At 70.1% G+C, this 16,098-nt stretch carries 17 protein-coding genes; 12 read left to right on the top strand and 5 right to left on the bottom strand.

Translation table 11 applies throughout. The features are described from left to right. The first annotated feature begins 163 nt into the window (after positions 1-163). Positions 164-1,720 (top strand): trypsin-like serine peptidase, encoded by a 1,557-nt coding sequence (locus FHX40_RS02815; RefSeq protein ID WP_229789194.1) that lies wholly within the window; start codon positions 164-166, stop codon positions 1,718-1,720. Between the two features lie 243 nt (positions 1,721-1,963). Here the strand turns inward: FHX40_RS02815 and FHX40_RS02810 are convergent, their stop codons facing one another. After that, positions 1,964-3,121, bottom strand: coding sequence for an NAD(P)-dependent malic enzyme (locus FHX40_RS02810; RefSeq protein ID WP_142258155.1), 1,158 nt, complete (start codon positions 3,119-3,121; stop codon positions 1,964-1,966). A gap of 282 nt (positions 3,122-3,403) precedes the next feature. Here FHX40_RS02810 and FHX40_RS02805 point away from each other — a divergent pair, with 282 nt between their 5' ends. The 4 genes from FHX40_RS02805 to FHX40_RS02790 all read left to right on the top strand — a co-directional run bounded on the left by FHX40_RS02805 (position 3,404) and on the right by FHX40_RS02790 (position 6,473). Next, entirely contained in the window at positions 3,404-4,255 is an 852-nt protein-coding gene (locus tag FHX40_RS02805; protein ID WP_142258154.1) for an ABC transporter substrate-binding protein, read from the top strand. Next, on the top strand, positions 4,252-5,052 hold the full coding sequence (locus FHX40_RS02800) for an amino acid ABC transporter permease (protein ID WP_142258153.1): 801 nt from the start codon (positions 4,252-4,254) through the stop codon (positions 5,050-5,052). The genes FHX40_RS02805 and FHX40_RS02800 overlap by 4 nt, the downstream gene beginning before the upstream one ends. Continuing rightward, on the top strand, positions 5,049-5,828 hold the full coding sequence (locus FHX40_RS02795) for an amino acid ABC transporter ATP-binding protein (RefSeq protein WP_142258152.1): 780 nt from the start codon (positions 5,049-5,051) through the stop codon (positions 5,826-5,828). Before FHX40_RS02800 ends, FHX40_RS02795 begins: the two co-directional genes overlap by 4 nt. 117 nt (positions 5,829-5,945) lie before the next feature. After that, complete coding sequence (locus tag FHX40_RS02790) at positions 5,946-6,473, top strand: CGNR zinc finger domain-containing protein (RefSeq protein WP_142258151.1); 528 nt, start codon at positions 5,946-5,948, stop codon at positions 6,471-6,473. 39 nt (positions 6,474-6,512) lie between these two features. Here the strand turns inward: FHX40_RS02790 and FHX40_RS02785 are convergent, their stop codons facing one another. After that, the gene (locus FHX40_RS02785) at positions 6,513-6,833 is read right to left on the bottom strand and encodes a S24/S26 family peptidase (RefSeq protein WP_142258150.1); all 321 of its coding nucleotides are present in this window, start codon (positions 6,831-6,833) and stop codon (positions 6,513-6,515) included. 83 nt (positions 6,834-6,916) lie between these two features. Between FHX40_RS02785 and sodN the strand changes: the two genes are divergently transcribed. From sodN to FHX40_RS02770, 3 genes are all read left to right on the top strand, one after another. Beyond that, positions 6,917-7,321, top strand: a complete 405-nt coding sequence (sodN, locus tag FHX40_RS02780) for a superoxide dismutase, Ni (RefSeq protein ID WP_142258149.1) — start codon at positions 6,917-6,919, stop codon at positions 7,319-7,321. A 159-nt stretch (positions 7,322-7,480) separates the two neighbouring features. Next, positions 7,481-7,912: an ATP-binding protein gene (locus tag FHX40_RS02775; RefSeq protein WP_189136308.1), complete on the top strand. Its 432-nt coding sequence runs from the start codon at positions 7,481-7,483 to the stop codon at positions 7,910-7,912. A gap of 17 nt (positions 7,913-7,929) precedes the next feature. Next, positions 7,930-8,712: an RNA polymerase sigma factor SigF gene (locus FHX40_RS02770; RefSeq protein WP_229789190.1), complete on the top strand. Its 783-nt coding sequence runs from the start codon at positions 7,930-7,932 to the stop codon at positions 8,710-8,712. A 29-nt stretch (positions 8,713-8,741) separates the two neighbouring features. Here FHX40_RS02770 and FHX40_RS02765 read toward each other — a convergent pair whose 3' ends face one another. Further along, positions 8,742-9,266 (bottom strand): hypothetical protein, encoded by a 525-nt coding sequence (locus FHX40_RS02765; RefSeq protein ID WP_189136307.1) that lies wholly within the window; start codon positions 9,264-9,266, stop codon positions 8,742-8,744. Between the two features lie 35 nt (positions 9,267-9,301). Here FHX40_RS02765 and FHX40_RS02760 point away from each other — a divergent pair, with 35 nt between their 5' ends. Both FHX40_RS02760 and FHX40_RS02755 read left to right on the top strand, forming a co-directional pair. Further along, positions 9,302-10,264, top strand: a complete 963-nt coding sequence (locus FHX40_RS02760) for a diacylglycerol/lipid kinase family protein (RefSeq protein ID WP_142258147.1) — start codon at positions 9,302-9,304, stop codon at positions 10,262-10,264. 276 nt (positions 10,265-10,540) lie between these two features. Then, complete coding sequence (locus FHX40_RS02755; RefSeq protein WP_142258146.1) at positions 10,541-10,798, top strand: WhiB family transcriptional regulator; 258 nt, start codon at positions 10,541-10,543, stop codon at positions 10,796-10,798. Between the two features lie 224 nt (positions 10,799-11,022). Here FHX40_RS02755 and FHX40_RS02750 read toward each other — a convergent pair whose 3' ends face one another. Then, a complete protein-coding gene (locus tag FHX40_RS02750; RefSeq protein WP_142258145.1) occupies positions 11,023-12,510 on the bottom strand; it encodes a sensor histidine kinase in 1,488 nt (495 codons plus the stop codon). 311 nt (positions 12,511-12,821) lie between these two features. On the opposite strand from FHX40_RS02750, the gene FHX40_RS02745 reads away from it, so the two are divergent. Beyond that, complete coding sequence (locus tag FHX40_RS02745; protein WP_142258144.1) at positions 12,822-13,550, top strand: GntR family transcriptional regulator; 729 nt, start codon at positions 12,822-12,824, stop codon at positions 13,548-13,550. A 30-nt stretch (positions 13,551-13,580) separates the two neighbouring features. On the opposite strand, the gene FHX40_RS02740 is transcribed toward FHX40_RS02745, so the two are convergent. Next, positions 13,581-14,249 (bottom strand): hypothetical protein, encoded by a 669-nt coding sequence (locus FHX40_RS02740; RefSeq protein WP_142258143.1) that lies wholly within the window; start codon positions 14,247-14,249, stop codon positions 13,581-13,583. Between the two features lie 158 nt (positions 14,250-14,407). Here FHX40_RS02740 and FHX40_RS02735 point away from each other — a divergent pair, with 158 nt between their 5' ends. Further along, a complete protein-coding gene (locus tag FHX40_RS02735; RefSeq protein ID WP_142258142.1) occupies positions 14,408-16,072 on the top strand; it encodes an acetolactate synthase in 1,665 nt (554 codons plus the stop codon). The last annotated feature ends 26 nt before the right edge of the window (positions 16,073-16,098 follow it).

Below are 16,098 nucleotides of genomic sequence, written 5' to 3'. Positions count from 1 at the left end.
ATCCCGCAACCCCTAAGGTCACGGAACGGTCACGGCGAACGGAGATCAACTTTGGTCGCCGAAACCGCTACCGACCCACAAGATCTCGCCTGTATCTTCCATGCCATCCCTTTACTGACGCATGGGACGCAGGATGCGTTCCACGACAGCCCAAGGAGTTTCCTTGAACACCCGAGTGAAGCGTCTGGTCCTCCCGCTGGGTGGGGCCGTTGCCGCGTCCGCGGTTCTGGGCGCCTCCCTGGTCACCACCTCCGCCGCCTCCGCTGCTCCGATCAAGAGCAGCGAGATGCTCGCCAAGACCACCTCCGACGCCTACTCCGTGGCGCAGTTCTGGCTTGACGAGAACGCCGCCGCGCTGAAGCAGGCTCGCGAGTACAAGTACGACTACAAGATCAACGGCGAGAAGCTGCAGGTCAAGGGCGGGCCTTCGGCCGACAGCAAGCCGGGCGTGACCAACCCGACCGGCTTCGGCAAGGTCACCGCTACCAAGGTGAAGAACGTCAACCTGCCGAAGACCGTCGGTAAGGTCTTCTGGGTTGACTCCAAGGGCAACAAGTGGTGGGCGTCCGGTAGCGCCATCCACTCCAAGTACGGCAACCTCGTGGTGACCGCCGCCCACAACGTCTTCGACGGCAAGAACGTCTTCGACAAGTGGGTCTTCGTCCCCGGCTACTACAAGGGCAAGGCGCCGTGGGGCATCTACGTCGGTAAGCAGGCCTGGACCCACTACGACTTCGCGGTCTTCGAGGACTACGACAAGGACTACGCCTTCGTCACCGTCTACAACGGCATCCAGATCCTCCCCAAGGAGGAGGTCTCCAAGGAGGAGTACGACAAGTGGACCGGTGACAAGTGGGTCGAGTCCGTCGAGATCGACTTCAAGCAGTACAAGTCGATCCTCGACAAGTACGGCCCGCTCGCCCCGGTGCGCGCTGAGCGGAGCGAGGGCTCCGAGGTCGTCGGCCCCGAGTACAAGGGTGCCGTCAAGTCCGAGGTCGAGGTCACCGCGGAGCAGTGGAAGAACGCCCCGGACCCGAAGAAGGGCGTCAAGCCGGCCAACGGCACCAAGGTCTTCCCGCCGAAGTGGACCCCGCTGACCAAGGCCCAGTACGAGCAGCTGCTCAAGGACAAGGCCGCCGGCAAGGTCCTGGGCCAGGTGATCCAGGACAAGCGGGGCAACTACTGGCACATCCAGTACTTCGTCGTCCAGTGGATCAAGCCCACCAAGAGCATCAAGTTCTACCTCGACCACTTCTACGTGGGCAAGGTCAAGGACGTCGGCCCGCTGGCCAAGAACGTCGGTGCCCAGGGCTTCGCCTGGAACCAGAAGCGCGGCACCACGGTGTTCGCCTTCGGTTACCCGGGCGCCGAGCACCCGGACGGCAACAAGCCGTACACCGGTGTGACCATGAAGTGGTCGTACGGCAAGACCTACACCGCGATCAACACCAAGCTGAAGGCCGAGGAGTCCATCGGTCTGAAGTCCGCGATGACCGCCGGTGCCGACGGTGGTCCGCTGATCTGGCAGTACAGCAGCGCCAAGCGCGTCGGCTACGTCAACGGTGTCATCAGCTGGTTCGGCGACAGCGACGGCAACGGCCGGATCGACTTCGTGGCCTCGCCGTACTTCGACGGTGAGACCAAGGCGATCTACGACGCCGCCGCCAACACCTGGTCCGGCAGCATCGTTGGCAAGAACGGCGAGCTCCTCAAGAAGTAGTTCCTGAGGAACCGCCCGGGTTCAGGGGGTCCAAACCTCTGACCCAGCCCCAGCTTCAGCAAGGCCCGGCCTTCCCGGCCGGGCCTTGCGCCGTTTACCGACGATTCACTCAATCCACGACGGCGTTTTCGGCCGCGAAGACGCGTGTGCCCCCCGTGCAGGTCCTGCACGGGGGGCACGGATCCGTTCAAAAACGCGTATGTTTTCGCCTCACCACCCGCCGGCCGGTGCCGGTCGCGGGCCCTATCGGCGGGCGACGCCGTCCTTGCGCGCCTGTTCGGCGACGGCGGCGGCGACCGCGGGCGCGACCCGGCGGTCGAACGGGCTCGGGATCACGTAGTCCTCGGACACGAGATCGCCGACGACGTCCGCGAGCGCGTGCGCGGCGGCCACCTTCATGTTCTCGGTGATGTCCGACGCGCGCACGTCGATGGCGCCGCGGAACACGCCCGGGAAGGCGAGCACGTTGTTGATCTGGTTCGGGAAGTCCGACCGGCCGGTCGCCACCACCCGGGCGTACCTGCGCGCCACGTCCGGGTGCACCTCCGGCGTCGGGTTGGACAGGGCGAACACGATCGCGTCGCGCCCCATGCTCGCGATCGCCTCCTCGCTCACCGTGGAGCCCGACAGGCCGATGAACACGTCGGCCCCGGCGAGCGCCTCCTCGATGGAGCCCTTGTAGCCCGCCCGGTTCGTGTCGCGGGCGAGCGCGGCCTTGACCGGGTTCATGCCCTCCCGGCCCTCGTACAGCAGGCCCTTGCTGTCGGCGACCGCGATGTCCCCGATGCCGGCGGTGAGCAGGAACCGGCTCACCGCCACGCCGGACGCGCCGGCGCCCGCCACCACGGCGCGCATCTCGCCGATGGGACGGCCCACCACCTTCGCCGCGTTGAGCAGGGCGGCGAGCGCCACGATCGCGGTGCCGTGCTGGTCGTCGTGGAAGACCGGGATGTCGAGGCGTGCCCGCAGCCGGTCCTCGATCTCGAAGCACCGCGGCGCGCTGATGTCCTCGAGGTTGATGCCGCCGAAGCTCGGCGCGAGGCGCACCACGGTCTCCACGATCTCGTCGACATCGGTGCAGTCGAGGCAGATCGGCACCGCGTTGACGTCGGCGAACTGCTTGAACAGCAGCGCCTTGCCCTCCATCACGGGCATCGCCGCCGCGGGGCCGATGTCACCGAGCCCGAGCACGGCGGTGCCGTCCGACACCACCGCCACCACTCCGGAAACCCACGTATAGTCGTTGACCAGCGCCGACTCATCCGCGATCGCGCTGCACACCCGGGCCACCCCGGGGGTGTAGGCGAGCGCGAGATCGTCGGTGTCGCGGACCTCGACGGTTGCCCGCACCTCGAGTTTCCCCCCACGGTGCAGGGCGAAAGCGGGATCGGAGTCGAGCATTTGCAAAGAAGGCGTCACAGTGACCCCACAACTCTGATCGGGACAGCTTTCTCGGTAGACGCCGCGGAAGGCGGAAGATCCGGCTTCGGTAGCCGCCGGAGCCCCTGCCGAGGACGGTCGTCTCTCATCAAGGGGCACGGGGGTCACCCGTCGCTTGATTGTGCCACACGGCGTGACCTCGGACGGTGTCCGGGTTGGCGCGTCGACGTAGCCCGTCCGTTATGCACCGAATATCACAATAACCGCGTTCTAATGAGTTAATCGGCTGTTCAGGAGGCCGCGATGCCCTTCCCATTCCCCCGCCGAGGCGTACTCGCGCTCACCGTGACCGCGTTGGCCGCCGTCACCGGCCTCTCCGCCTGCGGCGGGGACTCGGGCGACGCCGGCAACACCGGCGCGACCGCGCAGTCGTCCTCCGGCGGAGTAACCCTCGTCAACCCGGGCAAGCTGACGACGTGCACCAACGTCCCCTACGAGCCGTTCCAGTTCAACCAGGACGGCAAGGTCGTGGGCTTCGACGTGGACATCGTGGACCTCGTGGCGAAGAAGCTCGGGGTCACCCAGGAGATCCTCGACATCGACTTCGCCGCGATCAAGAGCGGCGCCGCGCTCAACGCCGGCCGGTGCGACGTCGCCGCCGCGGGCATGACGATCACCGAGGAGCGCAAGCAGAACATCGACTTCTCGGTGCCGTACTTCGACGCCACCCAGGCGCTGCTCGCGAAGAAGGGCAGCGGCATCACCTCGCTCGAGGACGTCAAGGCCAAGGGCCTCAAGCTCGGCGCCCAGGCCTCCACCACCGGCCTCGACTACGTCAAGTCGAAGGGCTTCGACCCGGTGGAGTACCCCGACTCCCCCAAGGAGCTGTTCGCCCTGCAGGCCGGGCAGGTCGACGTGATCGTGCAGGACCTGCCGGTGGTGCTCACCTGGCTGAAGAAGCCGGACGTCGCCGAGAAGTTCGAGCTCGCCGCCAGCCTCGACACCGGTGAGCAGTACGGCATCGGCCTGAAGAAGGGCAACACCGCCCTGCTCCAGGTGGTCAACGAGACGATCGAGGCCGCCAAGCAGGACGGCACGTACAACGAGATCTACAAGAAGTGGTTCGGCACCGAGCCCCAGCCCGCCTCGTCATGACCGCACGCCTGAGTCCGCGGCGGCGACAGCGGATCAGCCGCGGCGTCCAGTACGCCGTGCTGATCGCCGTCGTGGTGATACTCGTTCTCATCGCGGACTGGCCGTCGATCCAGCGGTCGTTCTTCAACCTCGAGGTGGCCGAGCAGGGGCTGCCCGAGCTGTTCACCGTGGCGCTGGTGAACACGGTCATCTACACGGTGACCGGGTACGCGCTCGGCTTCGCGCTCGGGCTGCCGCTCGCGCTCATGCGGCTCTCCTCGGTCGCGCCGTACCGCTGGATCGCCCGGCTCTACGTCGAGGTCTTCCGCGGACTGCCGGCCCTGGTGATCTTCCTGCTGATCGGCACCGGCCTGCCGATCGCCTTCCCCGGGTTCGCCCTCCCCGGCGGGGTGTACGGCAGCGTCGCGCTCGCGCTCGCCCTGGTCTCGGCCGCCTACATGGCCGAGACCTTCCGGGCCGGGCTGCAGGCGGTGCCGAAGGGGCAGATGGAGGCCGCGCGCTCGCTCGGCATGAGCCACAGCCGGGCGATGGTCTCCATCGTGATCCCGCAGGCCGTGCGGATCGTGGTCCCGCCGCTCACCAACGAGCTCGTCCTGCTGTTCAAGGACTCCTCGCTCGTGTTCATCCTCGGGGTGACCTCGACCCAGGTGGAGCTCGCCAAGTTCGGCAACGACCTCGCCTCCGCCACGGCGAACCCGACACCGATCATCATGGCGGGCGCAACCTACCTGTTGATCACCATTCCGCTCGGGTATCTCGCCCGGCGGCTGGAAGCACGCCAGGGGAAGGGGCAATGAGCGCCGCACCGAGCACGGCACCGAGCGGCACCGCCGGGCACGCCGTCGAGATCCGCGGGCTGCACAAGTCGTTCGGCGACCTCGAGGTGCTCAAGGGCATCGACTTCACCGTGGAGCCGGGGCAGGTGGTCTGCGTCATCGGCCCGTCCGGGTCGGGCAAGTCCACCCTGCTGCGCTGCGTCAACCTGCTGGAGCAGCCCACCGCGGGCCAGGTGTTCGTGGACGGCGTCGAGCTCACCGACCCGGACGTGGACATCGACGCGGCCCGGCGCCGCATCGGCATGGTGTTCCAGCAGTTCAACCTGTTCCCGCACCTCACCGTGCTGCGCAACGTCACGATCGCGCAGCAGCGGGTGCTGCGGCGCGGCAAACGCGAGGCCGAGCGGATCGCCATCGAGAACCTGGAACGGGTCGGGCTCGCCGACCGGGCGAACTCCTACCCGAGCCAGCTCTCCGGCGGGCAGCAGCAGCGGGTGGCGATCGCCCGGGCGCTGGCCATGGACCCCGCGCTCATGCTCTTCGACGAGCCCACCTCGGCCCTCGACCCCGAGCTCGTCGGCGACGTGCTCACGGTGATGCGCAAGCTCGCCGAGGACGGCATGACGATGCTCGTGGTCACCCACGAGATGGGCTTCGCCCGGGAGGTGGCCGACCGGGTGGTGTTCATGGACGGCGGGGTGATCGTCGAGGACGGCCCGCCCGAGCAGGTGATCGGGGCGCCCCGGCAGGAGCGGACCCGCACCTTCCTGCGCCGGGTGCTCCATCCGGAGGGGTGATCGGATCATCCGCCCCGGCGGGATGATCAGGGCGCGCGGTCGTGTGATACTCAAGAAACGGTCATCTCTCGGGTGCCGTTCGCCACGCGCCCCCTCCCTACGCTACGGATCGCACAGGTGGACTTGAGCTCATACGCCGACCTTGCCGTGAAGCTGGTCAACCACGAGGACCTCAGCAACCTCGACGGGCTGCGCACTCTGCTCGGCGAGACCGGGCGCGGCCTGCAGGCCGCTCGCATCACCAGGGGTGATCTCGACGCCATGCGCGAGCTGCGCGAGGAGCTCACCGCCGTGTTCGAGGCCGTGGCGAAGGGCGACGAGGAGGACGCCGTGGAGCGGCTCAACCTGCTGCTCATCCGGCACCCGGCGCACCCGCAGATCGTCCGGCACGACGACAAGGGCTGGCACATGCACCTCACCGGGGCCGGGCGGGTCTACGACCAGTACGCGGTGTGCGCGGTGATGGGCCTCGCCACGCTGGTCACCCGCCTCGGCCTCGACCGGCTGGGCCTGTGCCAGGCCGCGCCGTGCCGCCGCGCGTACCTCGACGTCTCCTCCAACCGCTCGCGCCGCTACTGCTCCAAGCGCTGCGCGAGCCGGGCGAACGTGGCCAGGTTCCGCGCCCGGCGGCGCGGGGGATCCTGAGGCCCCTGGGCAATCGCCGGCGGCACGGCCGCGCGGCCCTCAGCGGGGCCGCAGGCCGTGCCGCAGCGGCCAGTAGCGCAGCACGACGCGGCCGACCAGCAGCGCGGCGGGCACCGGGCCGAAGTCCCAGCTGTCCCGGCGGCCGGGGGCGCGCTGGTTGTCGCTCTCCAGCCACCAGCCCTCCTCCGGTCCCCCACCGGTCAGCCGCTTGACGATCAGCCGCTCGGGGTCGTCCGGCAGGCGGGCCACCACGAGATCGCCGGGCCGCGGGGCGGCGGTACGGCGCACCACGAGCCAGTCCCCCGGGTGCAGGGTGGGCAGCATCGACTCGCCGGTGACACGCACGCGCAGGAAGCCCATCCCCGTCGGTGTGATCCTTTCGATGCCGGTAAGGTCAGAAATTAAATCATGCTGAGTCTCCGGCATTGAGGAAGGACCTTCCAATGCTCGCACGACTGCTTCGGCCGCGATACGAGGCGTCGGCCCACTGCGACCTGCCCTGCGGCGTCTACGACCCCGCGCAGGCCCGCATCGAGGCCGAGTCCATCAAGGCGATCATTCAGAAGTACGCCGAGAACGAGGACCCGGTGTTCCGCACCCGGGCGCTGATCATCAAGGAGCAGCGGGCCGAGCTGGTGAAGCACCACCTGTGGGTGCTGTGGACCGACTACTTCAAGCCGCACCACCTGGAGAAGTACCCGCAGCTCCACCAGCTGTTCTGGGAGGCGACCAAGCTCGCGGGCACCGCCGGGGCCAAGGGCACCGTCGACCCCGCCAAGGCCGACGAGCTGCTCTCCAAGATCGACGAGATCGCCAAGATCTTCTGGGAGACCAAGCAGGCCGCCTGACCGGGCCGCGTCACCGAGTTTTTCCTGGGCCCCGTGTGGTGACAGACCACTCGGGGCCCGAACATTTGCCGCAAGATCACGACCTGTCGGCGTGCCCAGGACACCAAAGGTGTCCCGGGGACGGTAGGTTGCAGTCAGCGGCTTTGTACGAGGAGGAACGTGGCTGACGAGACGGTGACGCGTGCTCAGGGCGTCGGCATACCGGGGGTGCGCGACGCGGTGTGCGTGCGCATGCCGGCGGTGAGCGCCTATCTGTCCGTGTTGCGTACGGCGACCGCCGGGCTCGCCGCGCGTCTGGACTTCACCATCGACCAGATCGAGGATCTGCGGATCGCGGTGGACGAGGCGTGCGCCATGCTGCTGCGGCAGGCGGTGCCCGGCACCGACCTGGTCGCCGAGTTCGAGCTGGACGGGGACGAGATGACCGTTCGCGTCGAGGTGAGCACGGTCGGCACCACCGAGCCGCGCCGCGACGACTTCGCGTGGATGGTTCTCACCGCGCTCGCCGACGACGTCGACGCGGTCACCGATTCCCCTGATCGCATGGCGATCGTGTTGCGGAAACGTCGAGACGTGGCGGGGCCGGTGTGATGGAAAGGACCCGTGCCATGCCCTCCAGCGAACAGGCGGCGGTGCCCGACCGCGTGCGCGCGCGCACGCTCTTCGCCGAGCTCGCCACGCTGCCCCCCGACGACCCGCGCCGCCAGCGCATCCGGGACGAGCTGGTCGAGCTCCACCTGCCGCTGGTGGAGTACCTTGCCCGCCGCTTCCGCAACCGCGGCGAGTGGCTCGACGACCTCACCCAGGTGGCGACGATCGGCCTGATCAAGTCGATCGACCGGTTCGACCTCGACCGCGGGGTGGAGTTCTCCACGTACGCCACGCCCACGATCGTGGGCGAGATCAAGCGGCACTTCCGGGACAAGGGCTGGGCCGTCCGGGTGCCGCGCCGGCTGCAGGAGCTGAAGCTGTCGCTCACCAAGGCGATCAGCGAGCTCTCCCAGCGCGAGGGCCGCGCCCCCACGGTGAGCGAGCTCGCCGAGCACCTGCAGATGAGCGAGGAGGACGTGCTCGAGGGCCTGGAGTCCGCCAACGCGTACTCCACGGTCTCCCTCGACGCGCCGGACTCCGGGGACGAGGACGCGCCCGCCGTCGCCGACTCGCTCGGCATCGTGGACGACTCGCTGGAGGGGGTCGAGTACCGCGAGTCGCTCAAGCCGCTGCTGGAACGGCTGCCGCCCCGGGAGAAGCGCATCCTGCTGCTGCGGTTCTTCGGCAACATGACGCAGTCCCAGATCGCGAACGAGCTCGGCATCTCGCAGATGCACGTGTCGCGGCTGCTCGCGCGCACCCTCGCGCAGCTCCGCGAGGGCCTCACCGCGGAGGACTGACGGCAGGCGCCGAGGCGGACGAACGGGACCTAGCGCGGCCGGGAGTCCCGGCCGCGTCCCGTGCCGGAGCGCTTCCCCTTGGGCTCCTTACGCCCCTCCCCGGGCTTCGCCGTGCCCTTCGCCGGGCCGGAATCCGGCGGGGCCGTCCCGCCGTCCTCGGCGGGGCCGTCGGGGAAGACGCCGTCGTACAGCACGCGGGTGGACGGCGGGGCGAGCAGCGTGGCGATCGCGGTGAGCGCCGCCACGAGCAGCGCCGCCCCGGCCAGCTGCCTGCCGGACTGGATCAGCGTGATCGCGACCGGTAGCGCGAAGATCTGCGCGAGCACGCCCGGCGAACGGCTCCACCGCTGCGCGCCGAACGCGCCCCAGGCCACCCAGATGAGCGCCGCCCCGAAGACGACGCCGATCGCCGCCTCGGCGATCGAGCTGGCGAGGTCGCGGGGCCGGCCGATCACGGTCATGACGGCGACGTAGCCGCCGAGGCCCAGTACGCACAACCCTTCCAGGGCGAGGACCGCGGCGGCGATGACCAGCGTGAACGGAGGCTTGGACACATCCGGCAACCCTACCCCCCGATACGCTTTTCGGCATGCGCGCACTGCTGCTGGTCAACCCCATGGCCACGACGACCACCCGGCGTACCCGGACCGTCCTCATCCGCGCCCTGAGCGCGGCCGTCGACCTCACCGTGGAGGAGACCGGCTACCGGGGCCACGCGGCCGCCCTCGCCGGGACCGCCCGGGAGAAGGGATTCGACGTGGTGGCGGTGCTCGGCGGCGACGGCACGATCAACGAGGCGGTTAACGGCCTGCTCGGCGCGGCCGGGACCGATGGTACGGCCCCGCCGGACGGCGCCGCCGTACCGGCGCTCATGGTGATCCCCGGGGGCAGCGCCAACGTCTTCGCCCGGGCCCTCGGCCTGCCGAACAACGCGGTGGAGGCGACCGGGGCGGTGCTGGAGGCGCTGCGGGAGGGCCGCCGCCGGACCGTGAACCTCGGCCTCGCCTCCGACCCGGAGGGCGGCGACCGGTACTTCACCTTCTGCGCCGGGGTGGGCTACGACGCCGAGGTGGTGCGCGCGGTGGAGGCGCTGCGCGGCGCGGGCCACCGGGCCGGGCCGGTGCTCTACACCCGGACCGCGGTGCGGCACTTCTTCCTCACCGACCGCCGCACGCCGGCGCTCCGGCTGGAGCGCCCGGGGCACCGCCCCGAGGACGGCATCTTCATGGCGATCATCTCGAACACCGCGCCGTGGACGTACGCGGGACCGTGGCCGATCAACCCCACGCCGTGGGCGAGCTTCGCCACCGGCCTCGACATGCTCGGGCTCAAGCGCATGGGCCTGCCGACGATGCTGCGGGTGCTGCCGCAGGTGCTGCGGGAGCGGGACACCCTGCTGCGGGGCCGTCACCTGGTGCAGACCCACGACGAGGAGGAGTTCACGCTGGTCGCGACGCGGCCGATCGCGTTCCAGCTCGACGGTGACTACCTCGGGGAACGCGAACGGATCACCTTCCGGTCCGTGCCGAATGCGTTACAGGTCGTTGCCTAACCGACTACACTAAGTAATGGTGTGACGCAATCAACAGTCATAACCGGCAAAACGTTCGTCCAAACCTCTTGCGTGTGGTTGAGCCTCCTGAAAAGCTCATCTTGACGTCGGAACGTAGGACCTTTGCGAGCGGCAACCTCGCAAGGTCCTTCGGCGATCACCTCATATAAGCCCGAAACGACACGTTTCGGGCCCCCGTTTGCCACGCCTCGTGAAACTCTTCACAAAGTACGGCCCCACCGGAGCCCGCGAGCTCCACTGACGAAGGAGTGACGCATGGACTGGCGCCACCGCGCTGCCTGCCGTGACGTGGACCCCGAGCTGTTCTTCCCGATCGGCAACACCGGACCGGCCCTCCTGCAGATCGAGGAGGCCAAGCAGGTGTGCCGGCAGTGCTCGGTCAGCGAACTCTGCCTCAAGTGGGCTCTGGAGACCGGTCAGGACGCCGGTGTCTGGGGCGGGATGAGCGAGGACGAGCGCCGCGCCCTCAAGCGTCGTGCCGCCCGTGCGCGCGCCCGCGCCGCCGCCGTCTGACATATCCCGCGCCTCACCCCCTCGACCAGAGCTTGGCCGTACCCTACATCAGTCCGGTCCCCCTGTCTCACCGGGGCAGGGGGCCGGAACCGAGACGGATGTCGTAGCGCAGGTCGCCGCGGCGCCGATCCGGCGAGCCGATCCCTAGGGTAGGCCCGTACGGCACCGGTCCGCGGCGCGGGTCCCCAGGGCAGGCCCGCGGTGCGACGGCCGGGCCCGGTGCCTCACCCCGGCAACGGGATGGAGAGGGTCACCTCGGTGCCCCCGCCCTCCCGGGGCTCGATGGACAGCCGACCGGACAGCTCCCCCACCACGAGGGTGCGGACGATCTGCAGGCCGAGGCTCGTCGAGGACTCCAGATCGAAGTCGGGCGGCAGCCCCTTGCCGTTGTCCGCGACGACGACCTCGAGGCGGTCCGCGCTCCGCGTCGCCCGCACCGTCAGCTCACCGGTACGGCGGTCGAAACCATGCTCCACGGCGTTCTGCAGCAGCTCGGTGAGGACCATCGCCAGCGGCGTGGCCACGACCGAGGGGAGCACGCCGAACGAGCCCACCCGGCGCGGCGTGACCGGAGCGACGGACACCTCGCCGGTCATCGCGATCACCCGGTCGGCGATGTCGTCGAAGTCGACCATCTCCTCGGGCGTGTGCGCCAGGGTCTCGTGCACGATCGCGATCGACCCGACCCGGCGCACCGCCTCCTCCAGCGCCTCCCGCCCCTCGGGCACGTTGAGCCGCCGGGCCTGCAGCCGGAGCAGCGCGGCCACCGTCTGCAGGTTGTTCTTCACCCGGTGGTGGATCTCCCGGATCGTGGCGTCCTTGGTCATCAGCTCCCGCTCGCGGCGGCGCAGCTCGGTCACGTCGCGCAGCAGCACGAGCGCGCCGATGCGCTGCCCGCCGATGATCAGCGGGATCGCGCGGAGCTGGACCACGGTGCCGCCGGCCTCGACCTCGGTCTCCCGGGGCGCCCGGCCGCTCGCCACGATCATCAACGACTCGTCCACCGGCTCGTCGGAGTAGCACAGCTGGGCGGTGACCTTGCCCAGGTCGGCGCCGACGAGGTCGGCCTGCAGGCCGAGGCGGCGGTAGGCGGACAGGGCGTTCGGCGACGCGTAGGTGACCCGGCCGGACCGGTCGAGCCGGAGCAGGCCGTCACCCACCCGCGGGGAACGGACCAGGCTCGGCTCGTCCTCCCGGAACGGGAACCGGCCCTCGGCCACCATCTGCGCCAGGTCCGACGCGCTCTGCAGGTAGGTGAGCTCGAGGCGGGACGGGGTGCGCGCCGACGACAGGTTGGTCGAGCGCTGGATCACCCCGATCACGTTGCCCGGGGCGTCCGGGGAGCCGTCCGGCCCGATCGGCACCCGCCGTACCGGGATCGTCTCCTCCCGGACCGGGACCCCGCTCGACCAGTCGGGATCCCCCTCCCGGCAGATCCGGCGCTCGTTCCACGCCATGTCGAGCAGCGGCCGCTCGCCCTTGGCGACCACCGTCCCGACGACGTCGTCGTGGTAGACCGTGGGACCGGTGGTGGGACGCATCTGGGCGACGGCGAGCCAGGCGGACTCGTCCCGCAACGGGATCCACAGGATGAGATCGGCGAACGACAGGTCGGCCAGCAGCTGCCAGTCCGAGACGAGCGAGTGCATCCACTCCACGTCCGCTGGGTCGAGCGCGGTGTGCCGCGCCACCAGGTCACTAAGAGTCGGCACGTAAGCATCATGCGCGCTCAGGACGGGGAAAAGCCAATCGACCGACCCTGCCGGAGATGCCCGAGCGGGGTTCCGGTTATTCTGAACCACCATCCTGACCTGCCGCGACGGACGGTGATCGGAGCCTCGGGCGTCGCCCGGCCCAACCCGGTCACCTTGCCGAGCTTGACGGCACGGTACAAGTTGAGTTCGGATGATCTCGCGGTGACCGGTGTGCGCCGCGGTTACGGTGATGGAGGAGGCCTCGTCGTGAACGGGCATGTCGGGCAGGGCGCGAGGCACTCCGCCGACGGGTCCCGGAGGGAGGGGTGATGACCGCCGAGGATTCCCCCCGGGTCCCGAAATACTACGACGTGAAGCGGAGTCTGCTGGAGCTCACCAAGTCGCTGCCGCCCGGCAGCGCGCTGCCCCCGGAGCGCACGCTCGCCGTACGGTTCAACACCTCGCGCACCACGGTGCGCCAGGCGCTCGCCGAGCTGGTGATCGAGGGACGGCTCGTGCGCATCCAGGGCAAGGGCACGTTCGTGGCCCAGCCCAAGGTGGCGCAGGTGCTCCAGCTCACCTCCTACACGGGCGACCTGCGCACCGTCGGCCTGGAGCCGGACACCAAGATCCTCGACATCAGCTACATCTCCGCCGACGAGACGCTCGCCCGGCGGCTCGCCATCAACCCCGGCGGGCGGGTGCTGCGCATCCACCGGCTCCGGCTCGCCAACGGCGAACCGATGTCGATCGACACCACGCACCTGTCCGCCCGCCGGTTCCCCCGGCTCCGGCGCGAGCTGGAGGCCCACTCCTCGCTGTACGAGACGCTGCACACGGCCTACGGCGTGCGGCTCACCGACGCCGAGGAGAGCATCGAGACCGTGCTCGCCTCGCCGTACGACGCGCAGATCCTCGGCGTCGACGTGGGACTGCCGATGCTGCTGCTCACCCGGCACGCGTTCGACGCCGACGGCAACCCGGTGGAGTGGGCCCAGTCGCTGTACCGGGGCGACCGCTACAAGTTCGTCACCCGGCTGCGGCGGCCGCTGTCCTGACGCCCCCGTGCCGCCACGGGGGCGTACGGCTCAGCAGACGCCGGGCAGCGAGCAGACCTTGCGGGCCATGCGGCGCGCGTCGCGCTCGACCGCGCCGAAGTCCTTGCTCCGGAACTTGGTGTTCCAGCCGCCGCTGCGCTCGTAGATGAAGATCGCGCGCCCCTTGCGCACGGCCGCGTGCACGTAGCTGTCCTCGAACGTGCGCAGGCCCACGAGCAGCGCCTCGTCGCCGATGCGCACCGGCTTCGCCGCGTACTCGTAGCGGTCGAAGCCCTTGCCGCTCTTGGCGCACCGGGCCAGGTCCGCGCGCAGCGCGGCGAAGCCCTTCTTGGCCTCCCGCTTGCTGCTGTAGACGATCAGCTGCTCGGCGGACAGCTCGGTCTCGTCCAGCAGGCTGATGGTGCGCGCCGCGACCCGCTTGCCGTCCGCGGTGCGCTTGCGGCCGCACGGGTCGATCTGCCGCGTCTCGGTACGGCGGTCGCTGAAGCTGGTCTCCTTCGGCTTCTTGGCCTTGCGGAACTCGGCCTCGTGCAGCAGGAAGTTCTTGGGGATGCGGAAGGCGGTGGCCTCGGCCGTGGCCTGCTGCGGCGCGGCCGCGGCCTGGGCGGTGGCGGCCTGTGCGAGCCCCAGGCCGGCGAGCGTCACGGCCCCGGCGAGCGCGGCGACGGCTTTGGCGGTACCCCTCCCGAAAGCAGACATCGTGTCCCCCTTTGACGCATGGAAATCGGGTTTTCGAACCCCCCCTGGGTCATGCGTCTAGTGAGATGCAGCATGGGCCCGCGGGTTGAGCGGTCCAGGTCGCGTTTTGATAACCGCCGTCCTTCTCAGCCAAAGTGACCCACTGGTAACGTTCGCGCATGGACTCTGCTAAGCACGCCGGAGACGTCGCCGTCGCCGTCTCCCGCGCCTTCGGCGTCGACGTGATGTTCACCCTGTCGGGCGGGCACGTGTTCCCCCTGTACGACGGCGCCGTGCACGAGAACATGCGCATCCTCGACGTGCGCCACGAGCAGAGCGCGGTGTTCGCGGCCGAGGCCACGGCCCGGCTCACCCGGAAGCCCGGGCTCGCCGTGCTCACCGCCGGCCCCGGCGTGACCAACGGCGTGAGCGGCGTCGCCACCGCCCACTTCAACGGCTCCCCCGTGGTCGTGATGGGCGGCCGGGCACCGCTCTCCCGCTGGGGCTCGGGAGCGCTCCAGGAGCTCGACCACCCGCCCCTGCTCGAGCCGATCACCAAGCGGTCGTTCACCGCGGCCTCGGCGGAGAGCGTCGCGCAGGACGTGGCGACCGCGTTCCGGACCGCGCTCGCCCCGCACCGCGGCCCGGTCTTCCTCGACTTCTACATGGACCACCTGTTCGCGCAGGCCCCCGAGCCGCCGGCCGAGGCCCTCACGCCCCAGGACGCCGGGGCGGACGGGTCCCGGGAGCCCGACTCCGACGCGCTCGCCCACATCGCCCGGCTGCTCGCCGAGGCCGAGCGGCCGGTGCTCGTGCTCGGCTCGGACGTGTGGATGGACCGCGCCGAGCAGGCCGCCCGCGAGTTCGCCGAGGAGTACCGGCTGCCGGTGATCCTCAACGGCCAGGGCCGCGGCATCCTGCCGTCCGGGCACGAGCTGCTCGTCACCCGCGCCCGCGGGACCGCGTTCGGCCAGGCCGACCTGGTGATCGTCGCCGGGGCGCCGCTCGACTTCCGGCTCGGCTACGGCTGGTTCGGCGGCAAGGAGGGCACCCCGCTCGCCCGGGTGGTGCACCTGGTGGACGCGCCCTCGCAGATCGCCACGCACATCCAGCCCGCCGGTGCGGCCGCGGGCGACCTCACCCTCGTCTTCCGCGGCCTCGCCACCGCCTGCGCCGCGGCCGGCGTCTCGCCGAAGCGGTACGCGCCGTGGCTCACCCGGCTGGCGGAGGCCGCCGCGGCGGCCCGCGCCGGGGACGCCGAGCTGCTCGCCTCGGCCGCCGACCCCATCCACCCGATGCGCATCTACGGCGAGCTGAACAAGGTGCTCGCGGACGACGCGGTGGTGATCGGCGACGGCGGCGACTTCGTCTCCTACGCGGGCAAGTACGTCGAGCCGGAACGGCCCGGCTGCTGGCTCGACCCCGGCCCGTACGGGTGCCTCGGCACCGGCCTCGGCTACGCGATCGCGGCCCGGCTCGCCCGGCCCTCCTCCCAGGTGGTGCTGCTGCTCGGCGACGGCGCGGCCGGGTTCTCGCTGATGGACGTCGACACGCTCGTGCGGCACGACCTGCCGGTCGTGATGATCTGCGGCAACAACGGCATGTGGGGGCTGGAGAAGCACCCCATGCAGCTGCTGTACGGCTACGACGTGGCCGCCGAGCTGCGGCAGGGCACCCGCTACGACCAGGTGGTGACCGCGCTGGGCGGCGGCGGCGAGCTCGTCACCTCGCCGGACGAGATCGGCCCGGCGCTGCGGCGGGCGTTCGACTCCGGCGTGCCGTACCTGGTGAACGTCGTCACCGACCCGGCGATCGCCTACCCGCGCAACACGACCGGCGTGTAGCGCTCCGACCGCACCGGCGGGGTCCG

It is taken from the genome of Thermopolyspora flexuosa (assembly GCF_006716785.1).
GTDB lineage: Bacteria > Actinomycetota > Actinomycetes > Streptosporangiales > Streptosporangiaceae > Thermopolyspora > Thermopolyspora flexuosa.
This window is presented reverse-complemented; position numbering and strand designations above follow the sequence as displayed.

Excerpts from the sequence above, each read along its gene's own strand:
- FHX40_RS02785 (WP_142258150.1), bottom strand. The coding sequence starts at position 6,833 with ATGGGCTTCCTGCGCGTGCGTGTCACCGGCGAGTCGATGCTGCCCACC.
- FHX40_RS02770 (WP_229789190.1), top strand. The coding sequence starts at position 7,930 with ATGCCCTCCAGCGAACAGGCGGCGGTGCCCGACCGCGTGCGCGCGCGC.
- FHX40_RS02735 (WP_142258142.1), top strand. The coding sequence starts at position 14,408 with ATGGACTCTGCTAAGCACGCCGGAGACGTCGCCGTCGCCGTCTCCCGC.
- FHX40_RS02800 (WP_142258153.1), top strand. The coding sequence starts at position 4,252 with ATGACCGCACGCCTGAGTCCGCGGCGGCGACAGCGGATCAGCCGCGGC.
- FHX40_RS02795 (WP_142258152.1), top strand. The coding sequence starts at position 5,049 with ATGAGCGCCGCACCGAGCACGGCACCGAGCGGCACCGCCGGGCACGCC.
- FHX40_RS02810 (WP_142258155.1), bottom strand. The coding sequence starts at position 3,121 with ATGCTCGACTCCGATCCCGCTTTCGCCCTGCACCGTGGGGGGAAACTC.
- FHX40_RS02755 (WP_142258146.1), top strand. The coding sequence starts at position 10,541 with ATGGACTGGCGCCACCGCGCTGCCTGCCGTGACGTGGACCCCGAGCTG.
- sodN (WP_142258149.1), top strand. The coding sequence starts at position 6,917 with ATGCTCGCACGACTGCTTCGGCCGCGATACGAGGCGTCGGCCCACTGC.
- FHX40_RS02760 (WP_142258147.1), top strand. The coding sequence starts at position 9,302 with ATGCGCGCACTGCTGCTGGTCAACCCCATGGCCACGACGACCACCCGG.
- FHX40_RS02740 (WP_142258143.1), bottom strand. The coding sequence starts at position 14,249 with ATGTCTGCTTTCGGGAGGGGTACCGCCAAAGCCGTCGCCGCGCTCGCC.
- FHX40_RS02805 (WP_142258154.1), top strand. The coding sequence starts at position 3,404 with ATGCCCTTCCCATTCCCCCGCCGAGGCGTACTCGCGCTCACCGTGACC.
- FHX40_RS02745 (WP_142258144.1), top strand. The coding sequence starts at position 12,822 with ATGACCGCCGAGGATTCCCCCCGGGTCCCGAAATACTACGACGTGAAG.